Origin of the sequence: Faecalicatena contorta, from assembly GCF_022835095.1 — a bacterium.
Classification (GTDB): Bacteria; Bacillota; Clostridia; order Lachnospirales; family Lachnospiraceae; genus Faecalicatena; species Faecalicatena contorta.
Genome location: NZ_BQNQ01000001.1, coordinates 3,531,099 through 3,549,046, shown reverse-complemented (window position 1 = coordinate 3,549,046; position 17,948 = coordinate 3,531,099). Strand labels below are relative to the sequence as shown.

Sequence of the window (17,948 nt, the reverse complement as noted above, 5' to 3'; positions counted from 1 at the left end):
ACAGTACAAAAACAAAGCCGTATTTGAATGAAAATCTTAACGGCTTTATTTTCATATCTTTTTAATTAAACAGGATTTTACATGCTTGGAGATTTTCTTGTTTTTGCTACTTCAAGTTGAGCAAAAATTCCATTCATGCTATAATGAGCAAAGTAAAAATCTATGTAGAATATATTCCTGGACGACATAATAGACATTATGTCTCCGGGAGGAGAAAAAAGGATCACAAGATAACCGAATGGATCCATAAATTCCGGCTATTGTGATTCCTTTACGCAGCTGAGGGAGCGTGAAATAATGTCTAGAATATATAGCAGGCAGACCTGGGATGAATGGTATTTGTGTGCAAAAAATTATTTTGAAGAATATGGTGATCTGCTGGTCCCTTACAATTACATAACAGCAGACGGTTACAGGCTGGGGCGTTGGATCGAGCGGCAGCGCGCCAGATATAACGGTGTTCTTGCAAATCCGGTTGATTTGGATGAGCAGGCCGCTTTGGAGAAGATCGGAATGGTATGGAAGCTGGAGAACAGATTGGCGTGGGATGAATGGATTTTTATTGCAGGAGAATATTACAATGAATATGGAAACCTGGAGGTCCATAAAGATTATATGGCCCATGGATACAGGCTCGGAAACTGGATCAGAGAACAGCGTAAAAAGCGGAAATCCGGAAAACTGACGGAAAAACAAATCAGGGATTTAGACCGGTACGGTATGATCTGGAGCTGTTATGAAAGAAGAGACTGGAATGACTGGTATGCCCTGGCTGCAGAGTATTTTCAGCAAAACGGGAACCTGCTGGTTCCTTTGACCTATAAGACAAAGAGAGGGGAACGGCTTGGATTATGGGTTTTCGTTCAGCGGGAACGCTATAATGGCAATGGAGAGCGAAAGCCTCTTAACATGGCACAGATTCAGGCTCTGGACCGGCTTTCTATGATATGGAAACTGGACAATGTCCGGGCCGAAAAATGGGATGCCATGTATCAGTGGGTTAGTGACTATAAGAGAGAAAATGACCGGCTTCCATTGCGAAGAGACCTCAAAGCACCGGACGGGCGGAGCATGGGAAATTGGATTTCCGTGCAAAGAACAGCCCTGAGAAAGGGGAAGATCCCTGCGGCGAAAGCAAAACGGCTGGAAGCTCTGGAAATCTATCCGCTATAACTAGGTTTATACGAAAAAAGCCAGAAAGGTTATCAGCTTCCTGGCTTTTTGAGCGTTTATGTATTTTAGTGTCCGTTTTCTAAAACATCCTATCTTCCAAAACGGCTGGCCGTTCGCATTCCGACAGAACCTCCTCAAACCGGCCGCTCTCGCTGCTCGCTATCATCTGGCTGATGACATCAAGCACATGATATGCCATCTCCTTATTAGCCCGGTTTGGCCGCCCCTCAATGATTGCTGATGCCATCTCTGCCGGACCGATTCCTCTGCTATTTTCCGAAAATGCATCCGTATAATGAACGGCTTTTTTCGTTGTCGCCTCCCACTGTTTGCTGTCACTGGCCATAAGAATCACTTCCCCGCCAAATTGATTCGGATCAGAAAGCTTTAGAATACCCTCTGTTCCATATATCATAAATTCCGCCTGATCCTGCAAAATGCTGTCGCCGTTCAATACAAATGTACCAAATACACCATTCTTTAACTCCATAGCTGCAGCAGCCTGGCTTTCGTTGCGGTATTCATACTCCCGCCCATAGCCCGGTGTTCCCGGACTCGTATTCTTTCTTTTTTCATTCTTGTTCCGTACAATCGCAGATACCCGCTTAACCGGACCTAAAAGGCTCACCAGAGCGGTCAGATAATAAACCCCGTAATCATAGCAGATTCCACCGCCCGGCATACACAGAAACGTTGCGAAACTCGCTATGATATCGATATTGCGGTTGGCATGGATTTGAAAGGAAGTTACCTCGCCGATTACACCTTCATCAATTGCCCGCCTGGCATTCTGCAGTGCGGCTCCGAGGAATGTATCCGGCGCAGAACCGAGATACAGGCCTTTCTCTTTCGATAATTGTATCAGTTCCTTAGCCTCCTCCAGGCCAACGGTCATTGTTTTTTCCGTATACACATGCTTTCCGTTAAGCAGAGCCTGCCGGATTAATTCATAGTGGGTCGGCGCAGGCGTCAGCACGACTACCATATCAATTGTTACATCCTGTAGTATCTCATCATAGCTGCAGGCCCGAATTCCATACTGAGCCGCCTTTTTTTGAGCTGACTCCAAATGTCTTGACGTGCAGGCTGTGACCTCCAGGTTCGGGAACCGATGAATCATATTGGTCAGGTAAATATCGCTGATAGCACCGCAGCCTACCACAGCGGTCCGGATTTTTTTGCTGTTATTTGTTGCATAATTGTGGTTTGTTTTTTCGTTTGTTAAAAAATTCATTGTCCGCATTTTCCTTTCTTCTCAAGAATCATTCACAGGCTATAAACAGCAGGTTACTTATTTTACGATCTACTGGCTTTATTATAATGCCTGATGCGCAGATTTAACAGTATCATTTTGGTTTTTTTGCCGATAACCAGGGGGACAGAGTTATGATAAACTCAGTATTGTTTGTGCTGGGAGCAATGTATTCCACGAATGCTAAAAAGGAGAAGGGCGGCATATTTTTTAAAGATTATCCGCACACCGAATTTTAACCGATATTGCATAAGATTCGGTTTGCAATTCCCCGTAAATGTTGTAAAATATAACCATAAACGGATGCTGCGGAGGAGGAATGGTTATGACCATTCAGGAGATGAAGCAGAAGAAGAAAGAGAAAGGTTATACGTATGCACAGATTGAAGACGCCGGAGTTCGGGAATACTGGCTGGTAGATCCGAATCAGAAAGCGGTGCTGGTGTACTTTTTTGAAGACGAAGCCTGCCCGATTATTTATCCGATTGATGCGGACATACCGGTTCATATTTTTGACAGGAAACTGGTTTTGAAGATGTGCCGTATTGCAAAGTGGGCTGAACAAGAATAATGCGGCGGAGAAGGAGGAATACAATATGGAGAAGAAGCGCTGCTTCTGGGTGGATTTATCTTCACCTGTTTATATAGAATACCATGATAAAGAATGGGGCATACCGGTGTACGACGATGAGAAGCTCTACGAGATGTTTTTATTGGAAACATTTCAGGCAGGGCTTTCATGGATCACCATTTTAAAGAAAAGGGAATTTTTCAGGGTGGCTTTTGATGGCTTTGACGTAAAAAAGATTGCAGCTTATGGAACAGAAAAAGTGGAGGACCTGATGCAGAACCCACAGATTATAAGGAACCGGGGAAAGATAACAGCGGCGGTTCAAAATGCAGCAATTTTTATGGACATACAGAAGGAATACGGATCTTTTTCCAGATATCTGTGGGGATTTACGGATGGCAAGATCATCATAAATCAGGCAGATACAATTCCTGTAAAGACAGAACTATCAGACCGTATATCAAAGGATTTGAAGAATAGAGGCATGCGGTACGTGGGTTCTGTAACCATATATTCGTACTTACAGGCCGTGGGTGTGGTGAATGACCATGATAAAAACTGCTTTTGTAAAAATGGATAACTGAATGATCTTTCAATTGCTTAGTAACATTTGGAAGATAACACAATAAGGCGTTTCGAGTCCTTATTGCAATTTTTGACAATATAGTGCTCTGATTTTTGCAGATACTAAATATGCAACACTAGTATTTACAAGAAAGGAGATAATTATGTCAGAAACACAGCTTGCAATTGCAACCATCCCTATGCAGCAATGGGGAGAATTATATGATGACAAAGATGCATTGGATATTGGTACCATTTTTAAAGATTTGAACAAACCGTTTTTTGCGGCAAGTATCGTGATGGATCACCATACTTCTGATTCCGAAAAGCCGGAAGAAAAGAAGTCAGATGAGCAGATCAAAAGAGAGGACATGATGAGAAAGATTGCCCAGGTCAGCTTTGTATTAGATGACCTGACGCTTTATTTGGACACTCACGAAGAGCAGGAGGAAGCAAAAGAACTATATCAAGAAAAACTAAAGGAACGGGAAATGCTCCTGAAGGAATATGCATCCGCATTTAATCCGCTGACGCGCTGCCAGATCGCAGACTGCGGCAGCCATGATGACAGATTCTGCTGGCAAAAGGGACCGATGCCGTGGGAAGGAGCGTGTGTATAAATGTGGTATTATGAGAAGAGATTACAATTTCCGGTTAAAATTACAAAAACCTGCCCCAAAACTGCACAGATGATTATCAGCCAGTATGGCGGGCCGGACGGCGAACTTTCCGCGTCCATGCGTTATCTTGCACAGAGATACACCATGCCTGTGAAGTCAGTCGGCGGCCTCTTGACAGATATCGGTACGGAGGAGCTTGCTCATATGGAGATTATCTGCTCCATGGTGTACCAGCTTACAAAGAACCTGACAATTGAAGAAGCAAAAACGGCAGGATTTGATGCTTACTATATTGACCACACTACCGCACTATGGCCGCAGGCTGCATCTGCAGTACCTTTTACGGCGCTTGAATTCCAGTCCAAAGGGGATGCCATTGCTGACTTAACGGAAGACCTTGCTGCGGAACAGAAGGCGCGTACGGTTTATGACAACCTGCTAAGGATGATCCCGGATGCAGAGATCAGGGAACCGCTTAAGTTCCTGAGAAGCAGGGAGATCGTTCATTTCCAGAGATTCGGAGAAGCACTGGAAAAGACAAAAGAGCAGTTAGACAGTAAGAATTTCTACTACTTTAATCCGGAGTTTGATAAAGAAATGTTTCATGGAGAATTGTAGAATTTAAATGGAAGTATGATTTGATGACTTGATAAGCATTGAATAGGATTATAAACGAGTTTAGTTTAATGATCTGATTTAAAAACCTAAAGACCACATGGATATAAACAAATGCGGCCTTTAGGTTTTTTAGTTACTATCCACTACATCCAAAGACACTGCTGCATCTCACTTTTCAGAAATAACTTGCTCTTAACATCCACTTTTACTGGATGCAGCTAATCCCGCTTTACCAGATCCTCTATGCTCTGCCTCGAACACTCTAGTAATTCGGAAGCTTGTGTTGTATTTACTGTTCGTGAAGAAATAGAGCTTCAATTCGCAGTCAACTGCGGAATAAGGTACGCCTCAAAGGGGCATATTAACCGCAGATGGGAGGGCAAATATATATGAATCATTTAAAAAACGAAAAATCCCCATATCTATTACAGCATGCCGAAAATCCGGTGAACTGGTATCCCTGGGGCAAAGAAGCGTTTGAAAAAGCAAAAGCAGAGGATCGTCCTGTTTTTTTAAGCATTGGATATTCTACTTGCCACTGGTGCCATGTTATGGCACATGAATCTTTTGAAGACGATCAGGTTGCTGAATTGTTAAACAATCATTATGTCTGCATCAAAGTTGACAGGGAAGAGCGTCCCGACATAGATTCGGTATATATGGCGGCCTGCCAGGCAGTAACTGGAGCGGGGGGATGGCCTCTTACGGCGATTCTGGCGCCTGACCAAAAGCCGTTCTTTCTGGGAACTTATTTCCCAAAATATCCGCGCTACGGGCATCCCGGGCTCATTGAACTGCTGCAGAAAATCAGCCGGCTCTGGAGAGAAGACCGGGAGCGGCTTTTGGAGACCGGGCAGCAGATCACAGATTTTATCGCAATTTCAGACCACGAGGAAGGGAGCGCTCCGGACAAAAGGATTCTAAAAAAAGCGGTAGACCTATATAGACAGCAGTTTGACAGACTGTGGGGCGGCTTTGGTAATGCGCCTAAATTTCCGGCTCCCCATAACCTGCTCTTCCTTTTGCATTATGGCAGTTTAGAGAACGATAGAATGACTATGGAAATGGCAGAACACACACTGAAAGCAATGGCGTGCGGCGGTATGAATGACCAGATTGGCGGAGGGTTTTCAAGGTATTCTACAGATGAAAAATGGCTGGTGCCTCATTTTGAAAAAATGCTCTATGACAATGCCCTCCTTGCGATTGCATATCTGGATGCCTTCCATATAACGAAGAAAAGGGATTACGGTGATACTGCCGGAAGAACTCTGGATTATGTATTAAAGGAGCTGACCGGACCGGAAGGGCAGTTTTACTGCGGGCAGGATGCAGACAGTGAGGGGATCGAAGGAAAATATTACTTTTTCACTCCGGATGAGGTTCTGGAAGTTTTAGGCAGTGAGGACGGAGAGGAATTCTGCCGCATCTATGACATTACTGCCAGCGGGAATTTTGAAGGAAGCAGTATCCCAAATCTGATCGGGCAGAAGGGAAGTGCGTGGCCTGCAGATGACATACGGCTGAAAAAACTTTATGATTACCGGAAAAACCGCACGACACTGCACAGGGACGACAAAGTAATTCTGTCCTGGAACAGTTGGATGATGATCGCAATGGCAAAAGCCGCGCAGTTACTGGATGATGCCCGTTTCCAAAATGCCGCCGAGGATACGTACCGGTTTATCCAGGAATCTATGACAGACAGCAGCAGAAGACTTTATCACCGATGGAGAGAGGGGGAGGCCGTTATAGCAGGGCAGCTGGATGACTATGCGGTCTATGGACTGGCGCTTCTGGAGCTGTACCGTATAACCTATGAACCAATATACCTGGAAGATGCAGAATTCTTTGCTCGCCAAATGACAGAATTGTTTGAAGACAAAGAGAATGGCGGATATTTTCTGACCGCATCGGATGCGGAAACTTTGATAACCCGTCCAAAAGAAACTTATGATGGCGCGATCCCTTCCGGTAATTCGTCGGCGGCAGTATTATTGAGCCAGTTGGCGCAGTATACTTGCAATTCATTTTGGCAGGAAGCTCTGGAACGGCAGGCAAATTTTCTTACCGGTACTGCAAAAGTATATCCTTCCGGACACAGCTTTGGACTGCAGGCTCTTTTGCGGATCCTTTATCCGTCACAGGAACTTATCTGCACCGCATCGGATGACAGAGTGCCGGAGACATTAAAAGAACACTTATTGAAAGTACCTGTATTTAACCGCTCGGTAATTCTCAAGACCAGCAATAACCAGGCTGAATTAGAGAAAATAATACCATATGTAAAAGAATATCCTATACCTGATGAGGGCGCCATGTATTATCTGTGCCAGAACGGAAGGTGCAGGGCTCCTGTAAGGGAGTTAGAGAAGCTTTGAGCGGCCGAAGGGGGCAAAGGGGCGCGAAAGGAAGGGATAGGCGCAAGCCCCCCAAGCGCGCATATCCCTTCCTTTCGCTGGGTGCATCCAATCGGTAGGAAAGAGCGTCAACTGGCTGGACTCCGTAATGGGGCAGCGTATGGATTTGTTTGGGGATACGGTTATGAATAGGTAAGAATTAATCGGCTCTGATTAGCAGGATATGATAGTAAAATTTGGATGATTATGCTATTCTTATTATACAGCCGCAATGAAAGATGGTGTACAGTATGGAGGAAATGCATATGATTTATAACGATCTGGGGAAAACAGGAAAGAAAGTAAGTGCCATAGGACTTGGATGTGAGCATCTTGACGGAAAGACATATGAGCAGGTCAAAGAGGTCATCGATGCTGCAATTGAAAATGGAATCAATCTCTTTGATGTGTTTATGCCGGGCCGGGAGGTCCGCGAAAATATTGCAAAGGCTCTTGGAAACCGGCGGGATCAGGTTATGATCCAGGGGCACATCGGATCCACGGACATTCATGAGCAGTATGATGTAAGCCGTGATCTGCCCTCAGTGAAAAAGTATTTTGAGGAGATGCTCGGCATCTTCGGATACATAGATTTTGGGATGATGTTTTTTATTGACACGGAAAAAGATTACAAGGATGTATTTGAGACGGATTTCGTCGATTATGTACTCCGCCTGAAAGAGCAGGGAGATATCAGGCATATTGGATTCAGCTCCCACAATCCGATCACAGCGGCGAAGGTCATCAGCACAGGGGTGCCGGATATGATGATGTTCAGCATCAATCCTGCTTTTGATATGCTGCCGTCAGAAGAATATATATTCGACCATATAGAAACCGATATGGGAGTCAAGCTTTACCGAGGCCTGGATCCGAAGCGGGCGGAACTTTACCGGATCTGCAGCGCAAATCAGGTAGGAATAACAGTCATGAAATCCCTGGGCGGCGGAAAGCTGATCTCGGAAGAGCATTCTCCTTTTGCGAAACCATTAACAGTACCTCAGTGCATCCACTATGCATTATCAAGACCATCGGTCGCAAGTGTCATGGTTGGAGCGCAGACAAGAGAAGAGGTGCAAAGTGCGGTCAGTTATTTTGATCTGGATGAAGCAGAAAAGGATTATTCCCAGGTCATTGCGACGATGAAAAATGACTTCAAGGGCAATTGCGTGTACTGCGGCCATTGTCATCCATGTCCGGTAGAAATTGATATTGCTGCGGTGAACAAATATCTGGATATCGCCCGCCTTACACCAAATCAGGTGCCTCCTTCTGTCAGGTCACATTATCACAGCCTGCTGCACAGGGGGGACGAGTGTATTGGATGCAGAAGCTGTGAAGAACGGTGTCCTTTTGGAGTGTCCGTGGTTGAAAATATGAAAGAAGCAAACCGGCTCTTTGGAGCATAAAGAATCTTTTGTAACAGTTCAGACAGGTCTGAACTGTTACAATGTTTTTTACATAATCAAAAATAAAATGCAGGATATCCTTTTTTAGATATCCTGCATTTTTTGAAAATAGGATTGGCTTTACGGGAGCATCAGAATTTATTATACTTACTGCAGATATAGGAAGCGGCATTCGTGCTCCATGCAGAGCGGAACTACAATTACTTACAGGATGGGACACGAACCTGAAGTTCTGAGAAAGGAAGGAAAGATGATCGACGTTTATTATATTGAAGACGATGAAAATATCGCGCAGACAGTGAAAGCATATTTGGAACAGCACAATTGCAGCGTATCCGTTTTCACAACAATAGCAGAAGCAAGGAAGGCGATTACGGATAATCTGCCCGCAATTGCCCTGGTGGACTGGAATATGCCGGATGGGGATGGTGACAGGTTCTGCCGGTGGATCCGCTCCAGATGGCAGGAGCTTCCGGTGATTTTTTTGACCGTCCGGGGCGGTTCCAGCGACATCGTATCCGGATTCCAAAATGGTGCAGATGATTATGTCGTGAAGCCCTTTGAACTTGAAGTTTTGTATTCGCGCATCTGTGCATTGCTGCGCAGATCCGGGAATGTATCGGGTCAATATCTGACCTGCGACGGAATTACCATTGACCAAAGCGGGATGAGAGTGTTCTGTGGGGAGGAAGAAATCAGTTTGAGCCAGCCGGAGTACCAGGTGCTTATGCTCTTTATGAAGAATAAGGGAAAGACAATCCCAAGAGAAAAGTTACTGGAGCAGGTTTGGGATTGCAATGGAAACTTTGTGAATAATAACACTCTTACGGTGACAATTAAGCGGCTGAGGGAGAAACTGCATCAGCCCTCCTGCTTGAAAACTGTAAGAAGCTTTGGATACCGCATGGAGGATACCCTATGACAGGACGAAAAAATGCAGGCGTACTGATCGGGCTCGTACTGGCGGTCAGTTTGATTGCCTCCGCCGTCACGGCCATGTTCATGGCAGAGTTTAACAACAGGATGCATTTTCAGTTTATAGGCCATCTTTTCCGGGAGCTGACAGAGGAGCAGCCGGACATGGAACAGACGGTGCTGAATGTTTTAAAAGAGTACAGTGACACAACGGCAATGCAGAAAGAGGAAAATGTACTGCTCAGTTATGGCTACAGGCAGTCGGATTTTTTTAAGACCACCCACCGGTATCCATATCTGTTTGCTGCAATTGGTTTTTCAGCAGGAAGTATTCTGTTTCTTTTTACATTCCGTTGCAGGAGAAAAAAGGAAGCGGCGCGTATAAAGGCGTTGACGGTTTATCTGGAAAATGTGAATACGGGCAGTCCGGGCCTGATATCAGAAACCGGAGAAGACGATTTCTCACAATTACAGGATGAGATCTATAAAACCGTGACGATGCTCTACCAGACGAGAGATGCGGCGCTGGATGCGAGAAACAAATTTGCTGAGAATCTTTCCAATATTGCACATCAGTTAAAAACGCCCGTCACTGCTATCTCACTTACGACACAGATGATGAGGTCCCATCCGTCCGGAGATTATCCTGAGCAGATACAGAAGCAGCTGAACCGTCTGGTCTACCTGGAGGAGGCGCTGCTTCTATTATCCCGGCTGGACGCAGGGACGCTTCCTTTGAAACAGGAGGCCGTGGATGTCTATACTGTACTGACTCTTGCTGCCGATAATTTACAGGAAGTATTAACCGATGCGGATGTCAGCATTGACATTCCGGAGGGGGGCCAAATAGAGATTACCGCAGACCTCGGCTGGACAATGGAGACTCTCATGAACCTGCTCAAAAATTGCGTGGAGCATACTCCGGCCGGCGGTACCGTACATTGCTCTTATGATAAGAATCCGCTCTATAAGACGATCATAATCCGGGACGAAGGTGAAGGCTTCGCCGGAGAAGATATACCCCGCCTTTTTGAACGCTTTTACCGTGGCCGGAATGCCGGGAAGAACGGGATCGGCATCGGTCTGTCCCTTGCGAAAGAAATCATTGAACTCCAGAACGGTACAATCAGGGCGAAGAATATTCCTGGCGGCGGGGGCTGTTTTGAAATCAGGTTTTACAGTCACTGAGCAGTCACTTTAACCTGTTATAATGATGATACACACCTGTTGAACAGGTACGGACTACATTCATTTTTACAGGAGAGGAGAGGATCGCATGGAGATTTTGAGATGTGAAAGCGTCAGTAAAATATACGGCTCAGGAGAGAACCGGGTGGTCGCTTTAGACCGGGTTCATATCTCGGTAAATAAGGGGGAATTCGTGGCGATTGTAGGGGCCTCAGGTTCCGGGAAATCTACATTGCTGCACATCCTGGGAAGCGTGGACAAGCCGTCGGAGGGAAAGGTATGGGTAGATGGTGTTGACATATCGGCTATGAATCCGACCCAGTCCGCCATATTCCGCCGCAGGAAGGTAGGGCTGGTGTATCAGTTTTACAATTTGATTCCAACGCTCACCATCAGGAAAAACATATTGATGCCGCTTATGCTGGACAAAAAGGAACCAAATCGTGAATATTTTGAGTCTATCGTAAACTCGCTGGGCATATCCGATAAACTGGAGGCTCTGCCCAGCCAGCTGTCAGGAGGGCAGCAGCAGCGCGCGGCGATAGCCAGATCCCTGATTTACCGTCCGGCGCTGCTGCTGGCCGATGAACCTACCGGCAATCTGGACCAGAAGAACGGGGCGGAGATCCTTGACATGCTGAAGTTATCGAACCGGAACCTAAAGCAGACCGTTCTGCTGATTACCCACGATGAGAAGATTGCGCTGGAAGCAGACCGCATTATAACGATCGAAGACGGCCGGATCATCGGCGACGAAAGACAGAGGTGATCAGGATGTGGAGGGATTATTCATCAGGTTATATAAAGAACAACAGAGCCTCCGGTATATCAATCAAGGTGGCGGCATTTATTGCAGCACTGTTCCTGTCATTTCTGTGCAGTCTGTTTTATAACTTCTGGGTATATGAAGTCGAAAAGATTACGTTGGATGAGGGGGACTGGCAGGGCCGTATTACTGGTCAGATAAGTGGGGAAGATTTGTCTGCTATACAGAATTTTGGTAATATTAAAAAGGCGGAAATTAATGAGGAGTTGTCGGGAGAAAATGGAACAATAGTGGACGTATGGTTTCAGAATCCCAGAAAAGTTTTTGAGGATATGCCTCTGCTTGTAGAAAAACTGGGGCTGAAAGAAGATGCAGCTTCTTACCATCTTTTGTTATTATCCAGGTATCTGATACATGATCCAAATGATGATGAGCCGCCGCTTTTGCTGACGTTTTATCTGGCAGTATTGGTACTGGTTTCACTGTCTCTCATACTGATTATACGTAATTCTTTTGCATTGACCATGAATGCGAGAATTCATCAGTTTGGCATTTTTTCCAGTGTGGGGGCGACGCCCGGACAGATCCGGACGTGTCTGATGCAAGAAGCGGCCGTACTTTGTACAATTCCTGTAATACTTGGCATCCTGCTCGGTATAGCCTTAAGTTTTGGAGTGAACCAGGCAATGAACGTCCTGGCGGAAAACATTCCGGGGAGGTACGAATTAAGTTTTCGGTATCATCCGCTGGTACTTGCATTGACCTTGGCGTCCTCTATAGTTACTGTCCTGTTTTCTGCATGGCTTCCGGCCAGGAAACTTAGCAGAATGACGCCGCTGGAAGCGATTCGCAATACCGGGGAACTGTGCTTAAAGAAGAAAAGACAGTCAAGAATACTGACATTACTTTTTGGGTTAGAGGGGGAGCTTGCGGGAAATGCATTAAAAGCCAGAAAAAAAGCTCTGCGTACCTCTACACTCTCACTGACGCTTTCTTTTTTGGGATTCACGCTGATCTTGTGTTTCTTTACGCTTTCAGGTATAAGCACCAGGTATACTTATTTTGAAAGATACCAGGATGTGTGGGATGTTATGGCGACTGTAAAAGATACAGGTATAGAGAAATTCGGGCAGACAGGAGAGCTTAGGGAACTGGAAGGAGTCCGGGATCTTGCGGTATACCAAAAGGCAGCAGCAGTCAGCCATGTTCCGCAAGACTGGCTTAGTGAAGAACTGGCCTCGCTTGGAGGGCCGGAGGCTGTTGCAGGGACATCCGTTACAAAAGAGGGGGACACGTGGCTGGTGAAGGCGCCAGTTGTGATACTGGATGATGCCGCATTTACGGAATATTGCAGACAAATAGGAGTCGCACCCAGGCTTGACGGTACGATCATATTGAACAGAATCTGGGACAGTCTGCACAGCAATTTCAGATATCCCAAATATGTACCCTTTGTAGGGGAAAAACGTGAGTCCGTGTTTTTGCAGGATGCTGAATCGGAAGAAGAGAAGACAGAAGTTCCAGTGACAGCATATACGCAGGAAATGCCAGCCTTAAGGGAAGAATATGAAGACTACGCGCTGGTGCAGTTTATGCCTCTTTCACTTTGGGTAAAAGTGTCTGGACAGATCGGAGGCGCAGAATCAGATACTTACGTCAGAATTTTGGCCGGAGAAAACGCTTCGCTGAAAGCTCTGGATAAGATAGAAAAAGAGGTTCTGCATCTTCTTGCTCCAAACTATAAAACAGAAATAGAAAACCGCATACAGGAGAAAATCACAAATGATGAAATCATTTTCGGATATCAACTGATTCTGGGCGGGTTCTGTGCCATCCTTGCAGTGATCGGAATCGCAAATGTATTCTCCAACACACTGGGGTTTCTGCGCCAGAGAAAACGGGAATTAGCACAGTATATGTCTGTGGGCATGACAACGGGAGGCATTCGAAAGATGTTTTGTATCGAAGCCCTGGTCATTGCAGGCAGACCGCTTCTGATTACATTACCTCTTACTGTGGCTTCCATGGCATTCATGATTAAGGCCAGTCATTTAAATCCAATGGAATTTATCGTTGTAGCGCCCATAATTCCAATTGTAATTTTTTGTCTGGTAATTTTGGGGTTTGTCGCTCTGGCTTATTATGTTGGCGGGAAAAGGGCTCTTAATTATAATCTGTCTGATGCTCTGCGGGATGACACGGTAGATTAATAAATGAACTGGATAAGATAACTGACAGGATAGGTATTCTAGGAATAGGCAGCCTGAAACAGGGGGGTAAGGGTTAATATCTGATTTTAACCATTACCCTCTTTCCTTACACATTTCTTATGAGCTGTTTCGTAAAAAAATCAAAAAGTTCTGCGGTGTATCTGCGGGAGAATTTCAGCTTGACAGATTCATCAATAACTTAAAACTTTACTTTTGGATACATCATTAAATAATGGTATTCCTGGCTTCATGTCGTATAAATTAATGGGAACAGACACTCTTTTTATATTCTTTCGGCGAACAGCCCGTTTTCTTTTTAAAAATCCTGCTGAAATACAGTGGGTCAGAGTATCCCACCAGTTCCGCTATTTCCCCGATCTGGAAAGATCTGTGGCTTAATAAGTCCTTTGCCTTTTCTATCCGGATATCCGTGAGGTAGGACTGAGGAGAAGAACCGGTAAAGTCTTTGAAACATCGGATGAACCAATTATAAGTCATATGATATTTTTCAGCAAGCTCCCGGATAACGATGGGGGCTTTATAATTTTCATGGATATATAAAACAGAAGCAGAAATATCCTTCTGTCGGTTATAATAATGGTTTTTCTGCTCTTCTCTTGTACGGTTCAGAAGAAGGCATAGCTGCTTTAAGATCAGAATGCTCATCTCCAGGAAGTCCTGCTGCCGCAGCTGCAGTTCCTGTATGGCATTATTAAAAAACGACACCAGTGTTGTATCCACTCCAATGTAAAGTATAGAACTTCCCCACATGTGGTACCGCTTTAAGAGCTCTTCACATTCATATCCGGTGAAGTGAATCCAGTAAACTTCGGGCTGTTCTTCCAGGCGGTAATAGTAAAATTGAGGTTCATTTGGATAATAGATGATAATGCTGCCTGCGGTTACCGTCTGATATTTCCCGTGAAGCAGAAAGTGCCCGGTACCTTTTTTCATATATAGAATCTGATAATCCCGGCGTCCATTCAGACGTGTGGTTTCCAGGTAGTTTAACTTTACAAGCCGGTAGTGGCCCGCGCTGTTTACAAGCAGCGGAACGGTATGATCTTCGACCTCGTCAAGCTTACTGCGGTAATAACCAGTTATGCTGATTATAGCAGACACATCCTTTCTGTAAAAAGATTTTTATTTATTGTACCACATGATATCCTTTAAAGGAATAGTGTGATTTTGTCCATATATAAGCAGATATTCTCTATAGAACCCTGTGAAAATATACTGCATAATAAACATAGAAAAATAAAGGAGAAAAGAGCATGCGATTAGAAAATTACCATGAGAATCCGGAGATACTACATATGGGCACCATGGAAAACCGGGCATACTATATTCCGAACAAGGCTGATGGCACAACATCCAGGCTAAGTTTAAATGGGTGCTGGAAGTTCTATTATGCATCAAATCCGGCAGAAATACCGGAGGGGTTCTATGCGCCGGATTACCAGTCACAAAGCTGGGACGAAATACCGGTACCTGGCTGCTGGCAGAATTACGGATACGATACCCACCAATATGTTTGCAACTATTATCCGTTTCCCTACCGTCCGCCTTTTGTCCCGAAGGAAAATCCGTCGGGAGCATATGTCCATGTTTTCAGCCTGTCGGAAGAGGCGCTTAAAAACAGGCAGTATCTGAATTTTGAGGGGGTTGATTCCTGTTTTTATGTATGGGTCAATGGGAATTTCGCAGGATATAGCCAGGTGGCACACTCAACCAGCGAATTTGATATTACCGATTTGGTCTGTGCAGGGGAAAATAGGCTGGCGGTATTGGTTCTTAAATGGTGCGACGGAAGCTATCTGGAAGACCAGGACAAATTTAGGATGTCAGGAATATTCAGGGATGTCTATCTTTTAGAGCGCCCGGCTCAGCATATACGGGACTTAACAATCCGTACATTCTTAACAGAAGATTTAAAGAGCGGGGAACTCCATGTAGAACTGGAATACCTAAATGAGATGATGCCGGCTCATCTCAGGGGGATATTGGAAACACCTGAGGGGGAAACGCTTGCTGAAATTGAGGGCAAGGGCGACCGGCTGCAGTTTACAGTTAAAAATCCGGTGCTCTGGAATGCGGAGCAGCCAAAACTTTATACGCTGAAATTGGTTTCCGATGAGGAGACCATTATACAGAGAATCGGTTTCCGGCAGATTGAAATTGAAAAATCTGTAGTCCTCCTAAACCAGGTACCTATAAAAATCCGAGGGGTGAACCGGCATGATTCTGATCCGGTGACGGGGGCGGCCATAGACCGGGAACAGGCAGTAAGGGACCTGCACCTCATGAAGCAGCACAATGTGAATGCTATCCGAACCAGCCATTACCCTAATGCGCCGTGGTTTATGGAACTTTGTGATGAATACGGGTTTTATGTTCTGGATGAAGCAGACCTGGAGTCACACGGGGCAGCTGAAAAATACGGAGGATCCTGTGACGGGACGTATGGCGATATTGTACAGAATCCGGTGTTTTCAGCGGCCGTCATGGACAGAGTACAAAGGTGCGTCATCCGTGACAAAAACAGAACTTGTGTCATCATCTGGTCTTTGGGCAATGAAGCCGGTTATGGACCAAGCATGGAGGTGGCAGCGCGCTGGGTCAAGACATTTGATCCATCACGCCTGCTGCAGTATGAAGGCAGCATATGGGAAACCGGTGGACACAGCAATGATGTATCCATGCTGGACTTATATACAAGAATGTATGATTCCGTTGAGGGGATAGAAGAATACCTGAAAAAACCGGAATGGAACAAACCATATATGCTGATTGAATATGCACATGCGATGGGAAACGGCCCGGGTGACCTGGAAGATTATCAAAAGGTATTTGAGGCAAATCCCAGAATACTGGGAGGCTTCGTCTGGGAATGGTGCGACCATGCCGTATATATGGGGAAAACGGCAAACGGCAGGGATAACTACAGCTATGGCGGGGACTTTGGCGAAGAACTGCACGACGATAACTTTTGTGTGGATGGACTGGTGTTTCCGGACAGAACTCCCCATAATGGGCTTAAGGAATTTAAAAATGTGCACCGTCCGGTACGTGCTGTACTGACGGATCAGGTAAATGGTGTGGTAGAGCTGGAGAATAAAATGGACTTCACAAGTCTGGAAGAAAGGCTTTACATTCATTACGAGGTGGCATGCAACGGCAGGATAATCGATCAGAATAATCTGTACCCCTCCTGCCATCCGGCGCATAAAAAGAAACAGTATCAGCTCACCATACCGCCGCTGGGACAAGGCGTCTGGACACTGACTTTGGAATACCGGGCGGTCAGTGGGAAAGAGGCTGCAGGAAAAGATGCAGTTTTGGGATTTGATCAATTTTTCCTGAAGGAAGACTATAAAACGGCGCCTGCAAATCCTGTAAAAGGGAAAATACAGGTGAGAGAAGAGGAGAGATATATCCTGGTATCCGGCGAAGCATTTGAATACCGTTTTGATAAGTATAAAGGTGCTCCTGACAGGATCATCTGTCATGGCTGTATGTACACAAATGTGCCGATACAGTATAATATCTGGAGAGCCCCGACAGACAATGACCGCCTGGCAAAGCTGGAATGGATCAAAGCAGGATACGACAGGATACAAGCTTGTGTCAGACAGACGGAGGTATCACAAGAAGTGGAAAGCATTCTAATCCATTCTTCTCTTGAACTGGCAGCTTCGCATATCCAAACATGCGTGGGGGTGGAATCTTACTGGCGTATCTTCGCGGATGGAACAATAGTGACGGATATCGAGGGAACGAAAAATCCGGAGATGCCGTATCTTCCAAGGTTTGGGATACGTATGTTTCTTCCGGAGAAATTTGACAATGTTTCATACATGGGATACGGACCGGAAGATGCCTACGTGGACAAGCACCAGGCATCCAGATTCGGACGCTATCAGGCGACGGTCAGAGGGATGATGGAGGAGCACATAAGGCCGCAGGAAAACGGAAGTCATCTACATACTTACGAGGCAGCTGTAAAAAATGCAGCCGGCCAGACAATATCGGTATCATCAGAGGACACTTTCTCATTCCAGATTCTTCCCTTTACTCAGGAAGAGCTGACGATGAAAAAGCATAATCATGAATTGCAGGAATCGTCCGCTTCGGTTTTGTGCCTTGATTATAAAATGAGTGGGATTGGATCGCAGAGCTGCGGGCCAGAACTGAAAGATATATATAAATTAAATGAAGAAACAATGAAGTATACGCTGCAGTTTAGTTTTGAACCATAAAGAA

The 17,948-nt window shown here is 45.4% G+C and carries 14 protein-coding genes; 12 read left to right on the top strand and 2 right to left on the bottom strand.

The annotated features are described in order from the left end of the window. Positions 1–297: 297 nt before the first annotated feature. Positions 298–1,173 carry a helicase associated domain-containing protein gene (locus MWG26_RS16015; protein ID WP_025656698.1) on the top strand — a complete coding sequence of 292 codons (876 nt, stop codon included), beginning with the start codon at positions 298–300 and terminating at the stop codon, positions 1,171–1,173. Positions 1,174–1,252: 79 nt separating this feature from the next. On the opposite strand, the gene MWG26_RS16010 is transcribed toward MWG26_RS16015, so the two are convergent. After that, positions 1,253–2,407, bottom strand: coding sequence for a Gfo/Idh/MocA family protein (locus MWG26_RS16010; protein WP_025656699.1), 1,155 nt, complete (start codon positions 2,405–2,407; stop codon positions 1,253–1,255). A 343-nt stretch (positions 2,408–2,750) separates the two neighbouring features. Between MWG26_RS16010 and MWG26_RS16005 the strand changes: the two genes are divergently transcribed. From MWG26_RS16005 to MWG26_RS15960, 10 genes are all read left to right on the top strand, one after another. Continuing rightward, the gene (locus MWG26_RS16005; protein ID WP_025656700.1) at positions 2,751–2,996 is read left to right on the top strand and encodes a Uma2 family endonuclease; all 246 of its coding nucleotides are present in this window, start codon (positions 2,751–2,753) and stop codon (positions 2,994–2,996) included. A gap of 25 nt (positions 2,997–3,021) precedes the next feature. After that, positions 3,022–3,576 (top strand): DNA-3-methyladenine glycosylase I, encoded by a 555-nt coding sequence (locus tag MWG26_RS16000; protein ID WP_025656701.1) that lies wholly within the window; start codon positions 3,022–3,024, stop codon positions 3,574–3,576. 148 nt (positions 3,577–3,724) lie between these two features. Beyond that, positions 3,725–4,180 (top strand): spore coat protein CotJB, encoded by a 456-nt coding sequence (locus MWG26_RS15995; RefSeq protein WP_025656702.1) that lies wholly within the window; start codon positions 3,725–3,727, stop codon positions 4,178–4,180. After that, positions 4,181–4,798: a manganese catalase family protein gene (locus tag MWG26_RS15990; protein WP_025656703.1), complete on the top strand. Its 618-nt coding sequence runs from the start codon at positions 4,181–4,183 to the stop codon at positions 4,796–4,798. Positions 4,799–5,187: 389 nt separating this feature from the next. Next, complete coding sequence (locus MWG26_RS15985; RefSeq protein ID WP_240285804.1) at positions 5,188–7,179, top strand: thioredoxin domain-containing protein; 1,992 nt, start codon at positions 5,188–5,190, stop codon at positions 7,177–7,179. 284 nt (positions 7,180–7,463) lie between these two features. Next, the gene (locus tag MWG26_RS15980; protein ID WP_025656705.1) at positions 7,464–8,606 is read left to right on the top strand and encodes an aldo/keto reductase; all 1,143 of its coding nucleotides are present in this window, start codon (positions 7,464–7,466) and stop codon (positions 8,604–8,606) included. Positions 8,607–8,856: 250 nt separating this feature from the next. Continuing rightward, positions 8,857–9,528, top strand: coding sequence for a response regulator transcription factor (locus MWG26_RS15975; RefSeq protein ID WP_025656706.1), 672 nt, complete (start codon positions 8,857–8,859; stop codon positions 9,526–9,528). Next, positions 9,525–10,709 carry a sensor histidine kinase gene (locus MWG26_RS15970; RefSeq protein ID WP_117440685.1) on the top strand — a complete coding sequence of 395 codons (1,185 nt, stop codon included), beginning with the start codon at positions 9,525–9,527 and terminating at the stop codon, positions 10,707–10,709. Before MWG26_RS15975 ends, MWG26_RS15970 begins: the two co-directional genes overlap by 4 nt. 88 nt (positions 10,710–10,797) lie before the next feature. Further along, positions 10,798–11,478, top strand: a complete 681-nt coding sequence (locus MWG26_RS15965; RefSeq protein WP_025656707.1) for an ABC transporter ATP-binding protein — start codon at positions 10,798–10,800, stop codon at positions 11,476–11,478. A gap of 5 nt (positions 11,479–11,483) precedes the next feature. Further along, entirely contained in the window at positions 11,484–13,685 is a 2,202-nt protein-coding gene (locus tag MWG26_RS15960) for an ABC transporter permease (RefSeq protein ID WP_025656708.1), read from the top strand. Between the two features lie 261 nt (positions 13,686–13,946). Here the strand turns inward: MWG26_RS15960 and MWG26_RS15955 are convergent, their stop codons facing one another. Then, positions 13,947–14,807 (bottom strand): helix-turn-helix transcriptional regulator, encoded by an 861-nt coding sequence (locus tag MWG26_RS15955; protein WP_025656709.1) that lies wholly within the window; start codon positions 14,805–14,807, stop codon positions 13,947–13,949. 152 nt (positions 14,808–14,959) lie between these two features. On the opposite strand from MWG26_RS15955, the gene MWG26_RS15950 reads away from it, so the two are divergent. Next, positions 14,960–17,944 carry a glycoside hydrolase family 2 gene (locus MWG26_RS15950; protein WP_025656710.1) on the top strand — a complete coding sequence of 995 codons (2,985 nt, stop codon included), beginning with the start codon at positions 14,960–14,962 and terminating at the stop codon, positions 17,942–17,944. Positions 17,945–17,948 lie beyond the last annotated feature (4 nt).